We start from the raw sequence: 16461 nt of genomic DNA, 5'->3' as shown, positions 1-16461 counted from the left end.
CTGATGGAGAAAGGGTGAAGCGCCCGATGGCGCTTGGGAAATCAGACGAGGGTCTTCAAGGCGGAGGCGATTGCGAGACCGAGAGACCTTGTGTTGTCTGCGTCGAGATCGACTCCGTCGAGCGGCGTCGCCGCGCAATGGTCGGACGCCGCAACATGAGCGCAGCGCTCCTGCAGCGCGATCCGCGCATAGGCGGCTTTGAGTTTCTGGGACTCGGCGATTGCACCGCCGAACATGTCTCGAAAGTCAGGATTGTCGGTCGGAACGAGGGCCGGTGGCGACATGATCACGATCTCCGGGCAGCCGAAGCCGAACGTTGAGCGGAACTCCCGCACGATGGAGATCAAGCGCCCAACCCCTGCCGCCGCCTGAAAGGCCGTGCCGCCTCCCGTATGCGCCTTGAGATCGTTCGTACCGAGCGCGAGTACAACAATGTCGATCGGCTCATGCGAGGCGAGCATCGTGGGGAGCACACGCGCGCCGTTGCGATCAGCTGGGGCCAGATGGTCGTCATAGGCCGTGGTGCGCCCGTTCAATCCCTCCGGGATGATGCGAGCGCGGCCCGACAATTGGTCGGCGACGACCGAAGGCCAGCGGTCGCCATGGCTATGGCGACCCGGCCCTTCGGCGTCGTAGCCCCAGGTCAGGGAGTCGCCGTAGCACAGAATGGTTTTCATGCTGGACCCGCCTTCCCGACCCGGTTGCCGATCAGACCAGCATGCTCATCGGGTTTTCGATGAACCGCTTGAAGGCCGAGATCAGTTCGGCGCCGAGCGCGCCGTCCACCGCGCGATGGTCGGTCGAAAGCGTCACGGTCATGACATTGGCGATCGCCACCGCACCGCTCTTCACGACAGCCCGCTCCTCGCCCGCGCCGACCGCAAGGATCGTGGCATGCGGCGGGTTGATGACGGCTGAGAAGTCCTTGATGCCGAACATGCCGAGGTTCGAAACGGCCGTCGTGCCGCCTTGATATTCCTCGGGCTTCAGCTTGCGACTGCGCGCGCGCTTGGCGAGGTCCTTCATCTCGTTGGAGATGACGGAGAGCGTTTTCTCCTCGGCGCGGCGAATGATCGGCGTGATCAGGCCGCCTTCGATCGACACGGCGACGCCGACATCGGCGTGCTTGTGCTTCAGCATAGCGCTTTCCGTCCAGGAAACATTCGCCTCCGGCACCGCCTTCAGCGCGCAGGCCATGGCCTTGATGACCATGTCGTTGACCGAAAGCTTGTAGGCGGGGCGCTCGCCTGCCTCGCCCTTGACCATCGGCGCCGAGCTGTTCAGCTGCTTGCGCAGCGCCAAGAGCGCGTCGAGCTCGCAATCTACCGAGAGGTAGAAATGCGGCACGGTCTGCTTGGACTCGACCAAGCGCTTGGCGATGGTCTTGCGCATCCCGTCATGCGGGATCTTCTCGTAGGACCCTTCGGCGAAGAGCTTGAGAATGGCGTCGTCGTTCGAAGCCTTGGCGATCGGCGCGGCAGCTTGAGTCTCGGTGGCTGCCTGCGGGGCGGCCTTGGCTTCCGGCGGCTTGGCCGATTTCGGTTCCTGCGCGGCGCGCTCGATATCCGACTTCACGATGCGGCCATGCGGACCTGAACCCGTGACGCCCGAAAGATCGACCCCCTGCTCCTTGGCAATCCGGCGCGCCAGCGGCGAAGCGAAAACACGGCCCGAGGCCGACGCATTGCCGGCGCTCGTGGCGGAGCCAGCGCTGCCCTTGCCGCCTTCGCTGGCCGAGGCGGTCTCGGCCGCGCGCTCATAGCCGCGCTGGCCGGCATCAGCCGCGTCGCTCTGCTTGCCGACCACGGCATCATCACTGGCGACGGACTGCGCCGCGGAGGCGGTGGGCTTAGCGGATTCGCCACCACCGGAAGCGGCAGCTGAGGCGTCCTCGCCTTCGGCGGCGAGAATCGCGATCACCGCGTTGACCTTCACGCCTTCCGTCCCGGCGGGGACGAGAATCTTGGCGACCGTGCCTTCATCGACGGCTTCGACTTCCATCGTCGCCTTGTCGGTCTCGATCTCGGCGATCACGTCGCCCGAAGAAACCTTATCGCCTTCCTTGACCAGCCACTTCGCGAGATTGCCTTCTTCCATGGTCGGCGAGAGCGCCGGCATCGTCACGTTGATCGGCATCGGCCCGGATCTCCTCAATCGCCCGCGTGGCGGGGCATCGAATCCATAGAATGAGCGGCATCGGGCGGCGAAAGGCCCTGCCCTGCTCTGCCCGCATCTTACGCTGGGCGAGGCGGCGCCTTGCGCCGCCCCGGAATGTCATGCGCGATCATCGTGTCGCGCGGGCCGCGTCAGCTCAGCGGTAGCAGACGGCCTTCACCGCCTCGACCACTTCCTTGGCGGAGGGCAGAGCCAGCTTCTCGAGATTGGCGGCGTAGGGCATGGGCACGTCCTTGCCGCATACCTTCAGCACCGGCGCGTCGAGATAGTCGAAGGCCCGGACCATGAGCTGCGAGGCGATCTCAGAACCGATCGAACCCTGCGGCCAGCCTTCTTCGACGGTGACGCAGCGGTTCGTCTTTTTGACCGATCGCACGATCGCATCGACGTCCATCGGACGGATGGTACGCAGATCGATCACCTCGGCGTCGATCCCTTCCTTGGCCAGCTGCTCGGCCGCTGCCACGGCATAGGTCATGCCGATGCCGAAGGAGACGATGGTCACGTCCTTGCCCTTGCGGTGGACACGCGCCTTGCCGATCGGAACCGTCCAGTCCTCGACCTGCGGCACCTCGAACGAGTGGCCGTAGAGGATCTCGTTCTCAAGGAATATGACCGGGTTCGGATCGCGGATGGCGGACTTCATCAGTCCCTTGGCGTCGGCAGCCGTGAAGGGCTGCACGACCTTGAGGCCGGGGATGTGGCTGTACCAGGAGGCATAGTCCTGGCTGTGCTGCGCGCCGACGCGGGCCGCCGCGCCGTTCGGGCCGCGGAACACGATCGGGCAGCCCATCTGTCCGCCGGCCATGTAGAGCGTCTTGGCCGCCGAGTTGATGATGTGGTCGATCGCCTGCATCGAGAAGTTGAACGTCATGAACTCGACGATCGGCTTCAGACCGGCAAAGCCGGCGCCGACGGCCAGACCCGCGAAGCCGTGCTCCGTGATCGGCGTGTCCACCACGCGGCGTGCGCCGAACTCGTCCAGCAGGCCCTGGCTGATCTTGTAGGCGCCCTGGTACTCCGCGACTTCCTCGCCCATGAGGAAGACGGTCTCGTCGCGACGCATTTCCTCGGCCATCGCCTCGCGGAGCGCTTCGCGCACCGTCTTGGTTTCCATGGCGGTGCCGGCGGGGATTTCCTCGGCATAATCGCCTTCGGCGTCCTCGACGGAAGGGTGCGACAGACCCTGCGCCGGCACCGGTGCGGGCTTCGACTTGTCGCCCTCGCTAGCCTCGGGCTTGGCTTCCTCGGGCGTCGCCGCAGGCGCGGACTTGGCCGGCGCGGGCGAGCCCTTGCCGATGTCGCTGGCGCTCTCGCCCTCGGCGAGCAGGATGGCGATGGGGGCGTTGACCTTCACGCCCTCAGTGCCGGCCTCAACCAAGATCTTTCCGATCGTGCCTTCGTCCACGGCTTCGACTTCCATCGTCGCCTTGTCGGTCTCGATCTCGGCGATCACGTCACCGGGGGCGACGCTGTCGCCCTCCTTCTTGACCCACTTCGAGAGGGTGCCCTCTTCCATCGTCGGAGAAAGGGCGGGCATCAGGATTTCAGTCGGCATGGTGCCCTCTTACTCCGCAGCCTGCGGGACTTCGTCGGCATAGATGTCGGTCCAAAGCTCGGACACGTCCGGCTCCGGATCGTTCTGGGCGAAATCGGCCGCGTCGGCCACGATGTCGCGAACGTCCTTGTCGATCGACTTCAGCTCGTCTTCGCTGACATTGTGCGCTTCGATCAGGCGCTGGCGGACCTGCTCGATCGGATCGCGCTCGGCGCGCATCTTCTGCACTTCGTCGCGCGTGCGATACTTGGCCGGGTCGGACATGGAGTGTCCGCGATAGCGGTAGGTCATCATCTCAAGGATGATCGGACCCTTGCCCTCGCGGCAATGGGCAACGGCGAGGTCGGCGGCGGCCTTCACCGCGCGCACATCCATTCCGTCGACCTGAATGCCCGGGATCTTGAAGGAGATGCCGCGATGAGCGAAATTCGTCTCGGCCGAGGCGCGGTTGACCGATGTGCCCATGGCGTAGCGGTTGTTCTCGATGATGTAGATAACCGGAAGCTTCCACAACGAGGCCATGTTGAAGCTCTCGTAGACCTGGCCCTGGTTGGCCGCGCCGTCACCGAAATACGTGATCGCGACGGAATCGTTGCCGCGATATTGGTTGGAGAAGGCCAGTCCCGTGCCGATCGAGACCTGCGCGCCCACGATGCCATGGCCGCCGTAGAAGTTCTTCTCCTTGGAGAACATGTGCATGGAACCACCCTTGCCCTTGGAGTAGCCGCTGCGGCGCCCCGTGAGCTCGGCCATGACGCCGCGCGATTCCATGCCGGTGGCCAGCATGTGGCCGTGGTCGCGATAGCCGGTGACGACCTGATCGCCCTCCTTCATCGCCATCTGCATGCCGACGACGACCGCTTCCTGGCCGATGTAGAGATGGCAGAAGCCGCCGATGAAGCCCATGCCATAAAGCTGGCCGGCCTTTTCTTCGAAGCGGCGGATCAGAAGCATGTCGCGATAGGCGCGAAGGTCTTCGTCGCGTGCGAATTCCAGAGGTGCGGGCGGCTCGAAGCTCTCGAGCGTCTTGACGATTTCGGCAGAGGACTGCGCGTCCTTTTCGGCCACGTCGATTGCGCCGGCCTTCTGCTTACCCGTTGCCATTCGTGATTCCTCGTCCTCGACGCCCGCGGACAGCGGACCGATCGGCGCGCAGTATAGCCACGGCGACCTTCAGAGCAAGAGATCCACGTATCTTAACTAGAATAAGATTAAATGCTGCGATGCGGCAAAAATTAACCGAAAGTCAGTTCATCCCTTCCAAGGACCCAGTATGGTGATCTCGTCGTCGTTCGACATATTGAGCGCACGCCGCGCGCGCTCATCGATCATATCACGCTCCAAGGTCCCATCGCTGAGCAATTTGACGCGTTGCTCCAAGGCTTTTCGAGAGAGCATAAGGTCGTCATAGGCCTTGGTTTTGGCGACCAGCTCGCCGCGCATCTCCTGGCTGGCCTCGAGACCATAGCGCCCGGTCTGAGATTGCATCGCGAAATACGCCAGACACGGCAGGGTGATGGCCGGGACGATCAGCGGCGTGAACCAGGACTTCCGTTTTTGTTTGGTGCGCATAGGGCTCTCCTCCCCCTATCCTGTCAAAGCGTCGTTAAAGCCGCGTTAAGGCTGACGAACTCTCAACAGGTGCCGCAAACGGAAAGGGCCCGCCTTGCGGCGAGCCCTTCGAACGTGTCTGTCTTCGAAGCCTGAGGATTAGCGGTGGCTACGCAGAATGCTGCGACCGGCATAGACCGCCTGATCCCCCAGCTCTTCCTCGATGCGAAGGAGCTGGTTGTACTTGGCGAGCCGGTCGGAGCGAGCCAGCGAGCCGGTTTTGATCTGCCCGCAATTGGTGGCGACGGCGAGGTCCGCGATCGTGGAATCCTCGGTTTCGCCGGAGCGGTGCGACATGACCGCGGTGTAGCCGGCGCGATGCGCGACGTTCACGGCGTCCAGCGTCTCGCTTAGCGTTCCGATCTGGTTGACCTTCACGAGGATCGAGTTGGCAACCTGCTTCTCGATGCCCTCGCGCAGGCGCGTCGAATTGGTGACGAAAAGATCGTCGCCGACCAGCTGGACCTTCGAACCGATGCGCTCGGTGAGCGACTTCCATCCCGCCCAATCGTCCTCGGCCATGCCGTCTTCGATGGAAATGATGGGGTAGGCGCCGGCGAGTTCGGCGAGATAAGCTGCCATCTCGTCGCCGGACAGCTTGCGCTTCTCGCCTTCGAGATCGTAGACGCCGCCCTTGAAGAACTCCGTCGAGGCGCAGTCGAGGGCGAGAAAGATGTCCTCACCCGGACGGTAGCCGGCTTTCTCGATCGAGCGCATGACGAAATCGAGGCCGTCTTTCGCCGATCCGAGGTTCGGGGCGAAGCCGCCTTCGTCGCCGACATTGGTGTTGTGACCGGCGTCCTTCAGACCCTTCTTGAGGGTGTGGAAGATTTCGGCGCCCATGCGCAGCGCTTCGCGGAAGCTTTCCGCGCCGACTGGCATGATCATGAATTCCTGGAAGTCGATCGGATTGTCCGCATGCGCGCCGCCATTGATGATGTTCATCATCGGGACGGGCAGAACGCTGGCGCTGGCACCGCCGACATAGCGGTAGAGCGGCAGACCGGCCGAGTCGGCAGCGGCCTTGGCTACCGCTAGCGACACGCCGAGAATGGCGTTGGCGCCGAGGCGGCTCTTGTTCGGCGTTCCGTCGAGCGAGCGCATGACGGAATCGATGCGGATCTGGTTCTCGGCTTCAAAGCCGACGATCGCCTCGAGAATGTCGTTGTTGACGGCTTGCACCGCCTGCTGAACGCCCTTGCCGCCATAGCGATCGTCGCCGTCGCGCAGTTCGACCGCCTCGTGCGCGCCGGTCGAGGCGCCGGAGGGAACGGCCGCGCGACCCATCGAGCCGTCTTCGAGCACCACGTCGACCTCGACGGTCGGGTTGCCACGGCTGTCCAGAATTTCTCGCGCGATGATGTCGATGATGGCCGTCATGCTCGTTCCCTCGTTCGGATTGGGCTTCGATGCGCGCCTTGTAGGCTGGAATCGCCGTGCGGCGCTAGAGTTCTCTCTTAGAAGGCCTTGGCCGCCGCATCGAGCGCCGTCAGGCGCCGCAGAAGCTCCGGCATGTCACCGAGCGCCACCATGTTCGGCCCGTCCGAAGGTGCGTTGTCGGGGTCTTCATGGGTTTCGATGAACAGGCCGGCGACGCCGACGGCGACTGCCGCCTTGGATAGCGTTTCCACGAAACGCCGCTCGCCCCCGGACGAGCCGCCCTGCCCACCAGGCTGCTGCACCGAATGGGTCGCGTCGAAGACGACGGGCGCTCCGATCTCGGCCATGATCGGCAAAGCGCGGAAGTCGGAGACCAGCGTGTTGTAGCCAAAGGACGCGCCGCGCTCGGTTAGAAGGATGTTGGTGTTGCCGCTCTCGGTGACCTTGGCCGCGACGTTGCGCATATCCCAGGGGGCGAGGAACTGGCCCTTCTTGATGTTGACGACGCGCCCGGTGCGCGCCGCCGCGATCAGAAGGTCGGTCTGCCGGCAGAGAAAGGCCGGGATCTGCAGCACGTCGCAGACTTCGCTCACCTCGGCGCACTGTTCCTCGGTGTGGACGTCGGTCAGAACCGGCACATCGAATGTGCGCTGGATCTCGTCGAATACCGGCAGCGCACCGCCGAGGCCGATGCCGCGACGGCCCGAGAGGCTGGTGCGGTTGGCCTTGTCGAAGCTCGCCTTGAAGACGTAGCCGATCCCGAGATCGCCTGTGATGCGCTTCATGCGCTCCGCGATCATCATGGCATGATCGCGGCTTTCCATCTGGCAGGGCCCGGCGATCAGGGCGAAGGGCCGGTCCTGCGCAAAGGTGACGCCGCGAAGATTGACGGAGGCGTTGGGCTGGTTCATCGCGGCGCCTTTCGGGCATATCTCAAACGAGGCGGGAGCGTTCCACGGCGGCGCCGATGAACGAGGCGAACAGCGGGTGTGGCTCGAAGGGGCGCGACTTCAGCTCGGGATGGTATTGAACGCCGATGAACCAGGGATGGTCCGGCAGTTCCACCGTCTCCGGCAGCAGCCCGTCGGGCGACATGCCGGCAAAGCGCAAGCCGGCCTCCTCCAGGCGACCGCGATAGGTGCGGTTGACCTCGTAGCGGTGACGGTGGCGCTCTTCGACCACTGTGTCGCCATAGATTGACGCGATGCGCGAATCGGGTTCGAAGCAGGCGGTGTAGGCACCAAGGCGCATCGTGCCGCCGAGATCGCCTTCGCTGGCGCGCTGTTCGAGCTCGTTGCCCTTCATCCACTCCGTCATGATGCCGACGACCGGCTCGCGGGTCGGGCCGAATTCGGTGGAGCCGGCCTCTTCGATGCCGGCCAGCGAACGGGCCGCTTCGATCACCGCCATCTGCATTCCGAAGCAGATGCCGAAATAGGGCACATTGTGCTCGCGCGCGAACTTGGCCGCGAGGATCTTGCCTTCGGAGCCGCGCTCGCCGAAACCGCCCGGAACGAGAATTCCGCTGACGCGCTCGAGATAGGGCGTCGGGTCTTCTTTCTCGAAAACCTCCGACTCGATCCAGTCGAGCTTGACGCGCACGCGGTTGGCGATGCCGCCATGCTGGAGCGCCTCGATCAGAGATTTATACGCGTCCTTCAGGCCGGTATACTTGCCGACCACCGCGATGGTGACCTCGCCTTCGGGATTGGCGATGCCGTCCACCACCTGGTGCCAGCGCTCCAGCTTCGGCTTGGGGGCCGGGTCGATGCCGAAGGCGGCCAGCACTTCCGTGTCCAGCCCCTCGTTGTGATAGGCGATCGGCACGTCGTAGATCGTCGCGACGTCGAGCGCCTGGATCACGGCGCTTTCACGCACGTTGCAGAACAGGCTCATCTTGCGCCGCTCCTCGCGCGGGATCGGGCGATCCGCTCGCACGAGGAGGATATCGGGCTGAATTCCGATGGAGCGAAGCTCCTTCACCGAATGCTGCGTCGGCTTGGTCTTCAGCTCGCCGGCACTCGGGATATACGGCATGAGCGTCAGGTGGACATAGACCGCCCCACCGCGAGGAAGGTCGTTTCCGAGCTGGCGGATCGCTTCCATGAAAGGCATGGCCTCGATATCGCCGGCCGTGCCGCCGATCTCGCAGAGCACGAAATCGTACTCTTCGTTGCCTTCGAGCACGAAGGCCTTGATGGCGTCGGTGACGTGCGGAATGACCTGCACGGTCGCGCCGAGGAAATCGCCCCGCCGCTCCTTGGCGATCAGTTCCTGATAGATGCGGCCGGTAGTGACATTGTCCATCCGGTTTGCCGAGCGGCCCGTGAAGCGCTCGTAGTGGCCGAGATCGAGATCGGTCTCGGCCCCGTCATCGGTCACGAAGACCTCGCCATGCTGCGTCGGGCTCATCGTGCCGGGATCGACATTCAGATAGGGGTCGAGCTTGCGAAGGCGCACGCGATATCCGCGCGCCTGAAGAAGAGCGCCGAGCGCCGCCGAAGCGATGCCTTTTCCCAAAGAGGAAACCACGCCGCCAGTGATGAAAATATATCGCGCCATGGGCCTTCCCGATACGCTTCCAGTGAGGATTCGGCCAGTCATAAAATCGGCCGCAAACGAAATGGGGCGCCGAAGCGCCCCGTGAGGTTCGGTCAAAAACCCGGTCTACTGTGCGGGCTGAGCGGGCGACGCATTGGGCGCCCCGTTGTCCGCCGCGCCGGGCGCCGGGCTTTCCACCGGCGCGACGGTCGGCTGCGAGCCCGCGTTCGGCGCCTGGGGAGCCGGGTTGGCCGGGATCGTCGCGGGAGCGGCACCGGTCGGCACGCCGCTTTCGTTCTGCGCCGGAGCAGGCGTCACCGGAGCCACCGGTGCCGGGCCTGTCGTGGCGCTGCCGCCGGCGGGTACGCCGTTGGTGGTCGTGGTGGCGGGCGTCTGCTCGGGCAACCCGCCGAGCTGATCGAGAAGCGAGCCGTTTGCGCCGGTGCCCGTTGCCGGCGCGCCCTGGCTGGCGGGAACGCGGTTCAGGATGTCCAGCGGATCGGTGCCGTAGCGGGCGAGGATCGCGAGAGCCATCGAGGTGATGAAGAAGAGGGTCGCGAGAATGGCCGTGGTGCGCGTCAGCATGTTGGCCGCGCCCCGCGCCGTCATGAGGCCGCCGCCGCTTCCGCCGCCCATGCCGAGGCCGCCGCCTTCGGAACGCTGCAGGAGAACGACCACCACGAGAGCGAGGACGATCAGGAGATGAACGGCGATCAGGACAGTCTGCATAAGGGGCTTCGCGCACAATCGTTCTTGAGTTGGGCGCTTTCTATAGGAGCCCCGAATTTATTCCAACCCTATTGTGCAACCCCTATCGGCAGTTACAGGCCGCTTCGCATATCGCCAGGAAATCCGAAGCCTTGAGACTCGCCCCGCCGACCAGCGCGCCGTCAACATCCGGAACCGCCAGAAGCGTCGCGGCATTGGCCGGCTGGACGGAGCCGCCGTAGAGAAGGCGGATGCCCCGGCCCCTGTCCTCGCCGAACCTCTCGATCAGCTTGCCGCGCAGATGGGCGTGCACCTGCGCGACATCGTCGGTCGAAGGAGTCTTGCCTGTGCCGATGGCCCAGACCGGCTCATAGGCGACGATCGTGTCGTCCGCCGAGACATCGTCGTGAAGAGAGCCGGCCAGCTGCGTTTCGAGAACGCCCAAGGTCTTTCCGGTTTCGCGCTCGGACAGCGTCTCTCCAATACACACGACGGCTATCAGACCGGCCCGGTGAGCGGCCGTCAGCTTCGAGCGAACGGTCTCGCTACGTTCGCCATGGCCGGCACGGCGCTCGGAATGCCCGACGATGACATGCGACGCGCCGGCGTCGCGCAGCATCTCGGCCGAAACCTCCCCGGTATGGGCGCCCTTCTCGGCGTGATGACAGGTCTGACCGCCAACGAAGACGTGATCGTCCAGCTGATCACGCAGCGTGCGCACCAATGTCGCGGGCGGACAGAGAAGAAGATCGAGTTGAGGGGCGAAGGCTCGGCTTCCCTCGGAAATGGCCCGACCCTCGTTCAGGTGCGAGGCCAAGCCGTTCATCTTCCAGTTTCCTGCAATCAAGAGCCGTTGCGCCAAGTCGTTTTCTCCCAGTTGATGTCCCATTGCAGGGCTTCTGAGGAGGAAGGGGTAACGGTGGCGCAATGTGAAATCAAACCCGTGCGATGACGAGAGCGCCTTTTCTTCGCCGGCTGGAATGCTTATTCGAACGTCCAGTGAGTTTGGATCGATCGGGAGTTCGCAGCGAATGCTGAACCAGATGCGTCGCGGTGCCTCGGGCTGGGTTGCAAAGCTTTTCTTGGGCGGCCTGGCCGTGAGTTTCGTCGGCTGGGGCATCGCGGATGTGCTGCGCGCGCCCGGCGGCGGCTCCACCGTGCTGCAGGCCGGCGACGTGCGTGTGTCCCTTTCGGAATACGAAATGGCCTATCGGCAAGGGCTGAACCGCCTTGGACAGCAGCTTCAGGCGCGGCCGACCGCTGAGCAGGCCGAGATGTTCGGCGTCGATCAGATGGTTCTGGCGCAGCTTCGCTCCGGCGCCATGGTCGATCTCAAGGCAGAAAACGCCGGGCTCGGCGTTTCCGACGCCGGGCTCATCGCCCTGATCCAGCGTGAGCCGGCCTTCCACGACGGAAGCGGACATTTCTCGCGCGATGTGATGCGGGCCGTGCTGGCCAATGCCGGCATGAACGAAGCGAACTATCTGGCGGACCTGCGTCGCAGCGCCGTGCGCGGGCAGCTGATCGGCTCGGTGACGGACGATGTCGCCGTTCCCCGCGCCTTCGTCGATGCACTCGGCGCTTACAATGGCGAACGCCGGACGGTGCAATATGTCGTTCTACAGCCACAGCCCGCCGACGGCCTCGCCGATCCGAGCGACGAGGAACTCGGCAGCTACTTCACCGAACATAACGACACCTACCGCGCGCCGGAATACCGAGCCTTTTCCTATGTCGCGCTGACACCGGCTTCCATGTCCGAGGCGGACAAGGTCACTGACGAGGAACTCACCCGCTATTACGAGGCCAACCGTGCGCAGTTCACGACGCCGGAGCGCCGCGGCGTGCAGCAGGTCGTCTTCGCCGATCGCGCCTCCGCCGACAGCGCGGCGCAAGCCCTTGCCGGTGGCGCGACGCTTGCCGACGCCGCCAAGGGCGCAGGCCGCGAAATCGCCGATCTCGGTGTGATCGACCGCGCCGCCTTGGGTAACGCGAGCCTGGCCGAAGCCGCCTTCGCGGCGCAGCCCAACACACCGACCGGCGTTATCGAAGGCCCCTTCGGCCCAGTCATCTTGAATGTGACCAGCGTTCAGCCGGAAGTCGTGCGCCCGTTCGATGACGTGCGCGAGGAAATCCGCGCAGGTTTGGCGAAGGACGCGGCCAACACGCGCATCACCAATGCCTATAACGCGCTGACCGACGCCCTGCAGAGCGGCGCGCCGATGAGCGAGGCCGCCGAGCAGGCCGGCGTGAAGGTCGAAACGGCTCCGGCCGTTTCTCGCGAAGGCGCGACGCCTGCCGGTGCAAATGTCGATTCGATCCCCGGCCGGGATCAGGTGCTCGCCGCCGTCTTCGCGGCGGAAGAAGGCGGCGACATCCCGCCCGTGCAGTTCGACGGCAACAGCTACGTCTTCCCGGTCCTCGGCGAGATTACTCCGGCGCGCGATCGCCCGCTGGACGAGGTGCGCGATCGCGTGGTGGCCGACTGGAAGCAGGACGAAGCCGTGCAGATGGTGGTCGATCGCGGCCAGTCGCTGGCCGAGCGGGTTCGCAAGGGGCAAAGCTTCCAGGACATGGCGGAGGTCGAGGGGCTGACGCCTGAGACCGCACCCGGCCTGACGCGCGCCACGGCGGTTCCCGCGCTCGGCGAAGCCGGCATGCGCGCCGCCTTCTCGGGTCCGCAAGGCCTCGTGGCCTCGACGCCGGCTCGCGACTCGGGTCAGGCGCTGGTGCTTCAGGTTTCCGAGGTCGCGGCGCCTGCCGATCCGGCGTCCGTCGTGGCCGATAATACAAGGTCCGGCCTCGGCCAAGCGCTGCGCGGCGATTTCGAGCAGGGCTACATCGCGGCGCTTCAGAGCGGCGTCCCCGTGACCTACAACCAGAAGGCCATTCAGCAGGCGAAAGCGAGCGTGCGATGAGCCCAGGGATGAAGCCGCTTCTCGGAAAGGTCGCCTCCGGCAAGGCGCTGACCCGGGACGAGGCGCGGCGGGCCTTCTCCATTCTGATGTCCGGCGAGGCGACGCCGTCGCAGATCGGCGGCTTCTTGATGGCGCTACGGGTTCGCGGCGAAGCCGTGGATGAGATCGCCGGCGCCGTGGATGTCATGCGCGCCAACATGGCTGGGGTCGTTGCGCCAGCGGACGCGGTCGACATCGTCGGCACCGGCGGCGATCAGTCCGGCACGTTCAACGTCTCGACTTGCGCGGCCTTCGTGGTCGCCGGTTGCGGCGTGACCGTGGCCAAGCACGGCAACCGAGCCCTGTCGTCCCGCTCCGGCTCGGCGGATGTCCTGGCGGCACTGGGTGTCGATGTCGATCTCAGCCCGGATCAGATCGGACGCGTCATTGAGGCGGCCCGCATGGGCTTCATGTTCGCACCGACCCACCACGCGGCGATGCGCTTCGTCGGCCCGAGCCGTGTGGAACTTGGCACCCGCACGATCTTCAATCTCCTTGGCCCCCTGGCCAATCCGGCCGGCGTGAAGCGCCTTCTGCTGGGCGTCTTCGCGCCCGAGTGGGTCGTTCCCGTCGCCGAAGCTCTGAAGGCGCTCGGCGCGGAGAAGGCCTGGGTCGTGCATGGCGACGGGTTGGACGAGATGACGGTCTGTGGTGAAACGCGGATCGCCGTTCTGGAAGACGGCGAAGTTCGGCAGACCGTGCTTCGCGCCGGCGACGCCGGCCTGCCCGAACACCCCATGGCAGAGTTGATCGGCGGTGATGCCGAGCACAATGCCGAGGCGCTTCGCCGGGTTCTCGCCAACGAGCCGAGCGCCTATCGCGATATCGTGCTTCTGAACGCGGCGGGTGCCCTGGTAGTCGCGGACAAGGCCGCGAGCCTTGAAGAGGGCGTGGCGCTGGCGCAAATGTCCTTGGCAGGGGGCGCTGCCGCAGACGCGTTGTCCAGGCTTGTCACGGTGTCCCAATCCATGCGGAGAGCAGGCGCTTGAGCGATATCCTCACCAAGATCGAAGCTTACAAGCGCGACGAGATCGCCAAGGCGAAGCGCGAGGTTTCCCTGTCGTCCCTTGAAGACGCCATTCGGGTGGGTCTGCCCCCGCGCGGCTTCGCCGAGGCGGTGCGGCGCAAGCATGCGGACGGACAGTTTGCCTTGATCGCCGAGGTGAAGAAGGCCAGTCCTTCCAAGGGTCTGATCCGCCCCGACTTCGATCCCGTGTCGATTGCCCAGTCCTATGACCGAGGCGGAGCCGCCTGCCTCAGCGTGCTGACGGACACACCGTCCTTTCAGGGTGCGCCGGGCTTCTTGACTGAGGCTCGCAACGCAACCGCCTTGCCCGCCTTGCGCAAGGACTTCATGTTCGACACCTATCAGGTCGCGGAAGCGCGCGCCTGGGGTGCCGATGCGATCCTCATCATTCTCGCGGCCGTGGACGATGCGCTGGCAGCCGAGCTCGAAGCCAGCGCTTTCGCGCATGGGATGGACGTCCTTCTCGAAGTTCATGACGAGGCCGAGGCCGAACGCGCGCTCAAGCTGCGTTCACCGCTTTTCGGCATCAACAACCGCAATCTGCGCACGTTCGAAACCGACCTGTCCACGAGCGAGCGGATCGCCAGGCTCATTCCGGCGGATCGCATCCTCGTCGGTGAGAGCGCGATCTCGACGCATGAGGATTGCGTGCGCCTCGCCGGTGCGAACATTCGCACCTTCCTCGTCGGCGAGAGCCTGATGCGGCAAAGCGACGTGGAAATGGCCACTCGCAAGCTGCTCTTCGGCGCAGCGGCGGAAGCGGCATGAGCGAGGTTTCGCTGACTCATCTCGATGCGGACGGCTCGGCCCGCATGGTCGATGTCGGTGACAAGCCCGAGACGGTCCGCACGGCGCGGGCCGAAGGCCTCGTCCTGATGCGGGCGGAAACGCTGGAGATGATTCGGCAGGGCAGTGCCAAAAAGGGCGACGTGATCGCGATCGCGCGCATAGCCGGCATCATGGGCGCGAAGAAGACCCACGAACTGATTCCGCTTTGCCACCCGCTGATGCTGGAGAAGGTCTCCCTCGATCTGGAGTACGAACCGGCCCTGCCCGGCATCCGCGTCTCCGCGACGTGCCGGGTATCCGGCAAGACGGGGATCGAAATGGAAGCGCTGACCGCCGTGTCCATCGCCTGCCTCACGATCTACGACATGGCGAAGGCGGTGGACCGCGACATGACGATCAGCCAGATCCGTCTCATGGAGAAGACGGGCGGCCGTTCCGGCACTTGGAGCGCCGCTTGAGTTTGCTGCCGGTCGAGGAGGCGCGCGAGCGGCTCCTGTTCGACGTCTCGCCGGTGGTGCAAACCGAGCGGGTGGATCTGCGGAGGCTCGCCGGGCGTCGGCTGGCGAGCGATCTCTCGGCCCTCCTGACCCAGCCTTCTTTTGATGCCTCCGCGATGGACGGATATGCCGTCCTTGCCAGCGACTTAAGCGCTGGTGAAACGCGACTGCGTCTCATCGGAGAATCGGCCGCCGGCGCGGCGTTCGAAGGCATTTTGCGTGCTGGCGAGGCGGTTCGCATCTTCACCGGCGCACCCGCGCCGCAAGGCGCGGATGCCGTCGTCATCCAGGAGAATACCGAGCGTCCCGACTCGGAGACGGTGCTCGTCCGCGAGCCGGTCACGCCCGGCCGCCATATTCGCCCGGCGGGCAATGACTTTCGAGAGGGTGCGCCGCTTCTCCGGGCCGGCACGATCTTTCGCCCTGCCAGTATCGCGCTGGCGGCGAGCGGCGGTCACGCGGAGGTCGAGGTTTGTCGGCGCCCGCGCGTCGCCATTCTGATGACCGGCAGCGAATTGGTTCTGCCCGGCACGCGCCCCGGCCCGGCGCAGATCGTGGCGTCCAACGGATTCGGAATTGCCGCGATGGTGGAAGCGTCGGGCGGAGAGGCTTTGTCCTATGGCATTGTCGCGGACGACCGCTCGGCGCTTGCCGCCGTGCTCGACCGGGCCAGGCGCGATGAAGTGGATGCCTTCGTGACGATCGGCGGCGCCTCGGTCGGAGATCACGACCTCGTCGCGCCGGTCTTTCGCGAGTGTGGAGTGGAACTCGATTTCTGGAAGGTCGCCATGCGGCCCGGCAAGCCGCTGATGGCCGGACGCTTCGGCGAGATGCGGTTTCTAGGTCTGCCGGGAAACCCCGCCTCCAGCCTCGTCACCGCCGAATTGTTTCTTCGGCCGCTGGTCGAACGGCTGGCCGGGCGCCCGGCGCACGGTGGCTATGAAAGGGGCGTATTGGGAGCGCCCGCTTCTGCCAACGACCATCGTGCCGAGTTCATGCGTGGCCGAATCAGTGGGGAGACAGACGGCAAGCCCCGCATCGTCCCGTTCGATCGGCAGGACTCCTCGCTCCTCAGTGTCTTCGCCCTAGCGGAGGTGCTTCTCGTCAGGCAACCTTATGCTCCTCCTGGCGAGACCGGCGATCCCTGTGAGTTCGTGCGATTGGCTTGACAGGCATCCTTGCAGAACACAAACAGAACAGATAGGCTTTGTTCAGGTT

15 protein-coding genes are annotated in these 16461 nt (G+C 65.0%); 5 read left to right on the top strand and 10 right to left on the bottom strand.

Annotated features, from left to right (window positions below; all coding sequences use genetic code 11):
• Positions 1-41 precede the first annotated feature (41 nt).
• From M673_RS11010 to tpiA, 10 genes are all read right to left on the bottom strand, one after another.
• The gene (locus M673_RS11010) at positions 42-677 is read right to left on the bottom strand and encodes an SGNH/GDSL hydrolase family protein (RefSeq protein ID WP_061976109.1); all 636 of its coding nucleotides are present in this window, start codon (positions 675-677) and stop codon (positions 42-44) included.
• A gap of 31 nt (positions 678-708) precedes the next feature.
• Positions 709-2136, bottom strand: coding sequence for a pyruvate dehydrogenase complex dihydrolipoamide acetyltransferase (locus M673_RS11005; RefSeq protein WP_061976108.1), 1428 nt, complete (start codon positions 2134-2136; stop codon positions 709-711).
• Between the two features lie 175 nt (positions 2137-2311).
• A complete protein-coding gene (locus tag M673_RS11000) occupies positions 2312-3733 on the bottom strand; it encodes a pyruvate dehydrogenase complex E1 component subunit beta (RefSeq protein ID WP_061976107.1) in 1422 nt (473 codons plus the stop codon).
• Positions 3734-3742: 9 nt separating this feature from the next.
• Positions 3743-4837 (bottom strand): pyruvate dehydrogenase (acetyl-transferring) E1 component subunit alpha, encoded by a 1095-nt coding sequence (gene pdhA, locus M673_RS10995; protein WP_148640030.1) that lies wholly within the window; start codon positions 4835-4837, stop codon positions 3743-3745.
• 147 nt (positions 4838-4984) lie between these two features.
• A complete protein-coding gene (locus M673_RS10990; RefSeq protein ID WP_061976106.1) occupies positions 4985-5305 on the bottom strand; it encodes an FtsB family cell division protein in 321 nt (106 codons plus the stop codon).
• Between the two features lie 138 nt (positions 5306-5443).
• Positions 5444-6724 (bottom strand): phosphopyruvate hydratase, encoded by a 1281-nt coding sequence (gene eno, locus M673_RS10985; RefSeq protein WP_061976105.1) that lies wholly within the window; start codon positions 6722-6724, stop codon positions 5444-5446.
• Positions 6725-6801: 77 nt separating this feature from the next.
• On the bottom strand, positions 6802-7635 hold the full coding sequence (kdsA, locus tag M673_RS10980; RefSeq protein WP_061976104.1) for a 3-deoxy-8-phosphooctulonate synthase: 834 nt from the start codon (positions 7633-7635) through the stop codon (positions 6802-6804).
• Between the two features lie 22 nt (positions 7636-7657).
• Positions 7658-9286, bottom strand: coding sequence for a CTP synthase (locus M673_RS10975; RefSeq protein WP_061976103.1), 1629 nt, complete (start codon positions 9284-9286; stop codon positions 7658-7660).
• Between the two features lie 105 nt (positions 9287-9391).
• Positions 9392-9994, bottom strand: coding sequence for a preprotein translocase subunit SecG (gene secG / locus M673_RS10970; RefSeq protein WP_061976102.1), 603 nt, complete (start codon positions 9992-9994; stop codon positions 9392-9394).
• A gap of 82 nt (positions 9995-10076) precedes the next feature.
• Entirely contained in the window at positions 10077-10862 is a 786-nt protein-coding gene (gene tpiA, locus M673_RS10965; protein ID WP_061976101.1) for a triose-phosphate isomerase, read from the bottom strand.
• 91 nt (positions 10863-10953) lie between these two features.
• On the opposite strand from tpiA, the gene M673_RS10960 reads away from it, so the two are divergent.
• The 5 genes from M673_RS10960 to M673_RS10940 are packed head-to-tail and all read left to right on the top strand — an operon-like array spanning position 10954 to position 16412.
• Positions 10954-12891 (top strand): peptidylprolyl isomerase, encoded by a 1938-nt coding sequence (locus M673_RS10960; protein ID WP_082639358.1) that lies wholly within the window; start codon positions 10954-10956, stop codon positions 12889-12891.
• Positions 12888-13919: an anthranilate phosphoribosyltransferase gene (gene trpD / locus M673_RS10955; RefSeq protein WP_061976099.1), complete on the top strand. Its 1032-nt coding sequence runs from the start codon at positions 12888-12890 to the stop codon at positions 13917-13919. The genes M673_RS10960 and trpD overlap by 4 nt, the downstream gene beginning before the upstream one ends.
• Positions 13916-14725 (top strand): indole-3-glycerol phosphate synthase TrpC, encoded by an 810-nt coding sequence (gene trpC, locus M673_RS10950; protein WP_061976098.1) that lies wholly within the window; start codon positions 13916-13918, stop codon positions 14723-14725. The genes trpD and trpC overlap by 4 nt, the downstream gene beginning before the upstream one ends.
• Entirely contained in the window at positions 14722-15204 is a 483-nt protein-coding gene (moaC, locus tag M673_RS10945) for a cyclic pyranopterin monophosphate synthase MoaC (RefSeq protein ID WP_061976097.1), read from the top strand. The genes trpC and moaC overlap by 4 nt, the downstream gene beginning before the upstream one ends.
• A complete protein-coding gene (locus tag M673_RS10940; protein ID WP_082639356.1) occupies positions 15189-16412 on the top strand; it encodes a molybdopterin molybdotransferase MoeA in 1224 nt (407 codons plus the stop codon). Before moaC ends, M673_RS10940 begins: the two co-directional genes overlap by 16 nt.
• Positions 16413-16461 lie beyond the last annotated feature (49 nt).

The sequence above is a fragment of the Aureimonas sp. AU20 genome (assembly GCF_001442755.1).
Lineage (GTDB): Bacteria > Pseudomonadota > Alphaproteobacteria > Rhizobiales > Rhizobiaceae > Aureimonas.
Note: the sequence above shows the minus strand (reverse complement) of the source record. Positions and strands in the feature narration are given on the sequence as shown.

Coding starts and splice junctions, on each gene's coding strand:
- M673_RS11010 (WP_061976109.1), bottom strand. CDS start 677: ATGAAAACCATTCTGTGCTACGGCGACTCCCTGACCTGGGGCTACGAC.
- M673_RS11005 (WP_061976108.1), bottom strand. CDS start 2,136: ATGCCGATCAACGTGACGATGCCGGCGCTCTCGCCGACCATGGAAGAA.
- M673_RS11000 (WP_061976107.1), bottom strand. CDS start 3,733: ATGCCGACTGAAATCCTGATGCCCGCCCTTTCTCCGACGATGGAAGAG.
- pdhA (WP_148640030.1), bottom strand. CDS start 4,837: ATGGCAACGGGTAAGCAGAAGGCCGGCGCAATCGACGTGGCCGAAAAG.
- M673_RS10990 (WP_061976106.1), bottom strand. CDS start 5,305: ATGCGCACCAAACAAAAACGGAAGTCCTGGTTCACGCCGCTGATCGTC.
- eno (WP_061976105.1), bottom strand. CDS start 6,724: ATGACGGCCATCATCGACATCATCGCGCGAGAAATTCTGGACAGCCGT.
- kdsA (WP_061976104.1), bottom strand. CDS start 7,635: ATGAACCAGCCCAACGCCTCCGTCAATCTTCGCGGCGTCACCTTTGCG.
- M673_RS10975 (WP_061976103.1), bottom strand. CDS start 9,286: ATGGCGCGATATATTTTCATCACTGGCGGCGTGGTTTCCTCTTTGGGA.
- secG (WP_061976102.1), bottom strand. CDS start 9,994: ATGCAGACTGTCCTGATCGCCGTTCATCTCCTGATCGTCCTCGCTCTC.
- tpiA (WP_061976101.1), bottom strand. CDS start 10,862: ATGGGACATCAACTGGGAGAAAACGACTTGGCGCAACGGCTCTTGATT.
- M673_RS10960 (WP_082639358.1), top strand. CDS start 10,954: ATGCTTATTCGAACGTCCAGTGAGTTTGGATCGATCGGGAGTTCGCAG.
- trpD (WP_061976099.1), top strand. CDS start 12,888: ATGAGCCCAGGGATGAAGCCGCTTCTCGGAAAGGTCGCCTCCGGCAAG.
- moaC (WP_061976097.1), top strand. CDS start 14,722: ATGAGCGAGGTTTCGCTGACTCATCTCGATGCGGACGGCTCGGCCCGC.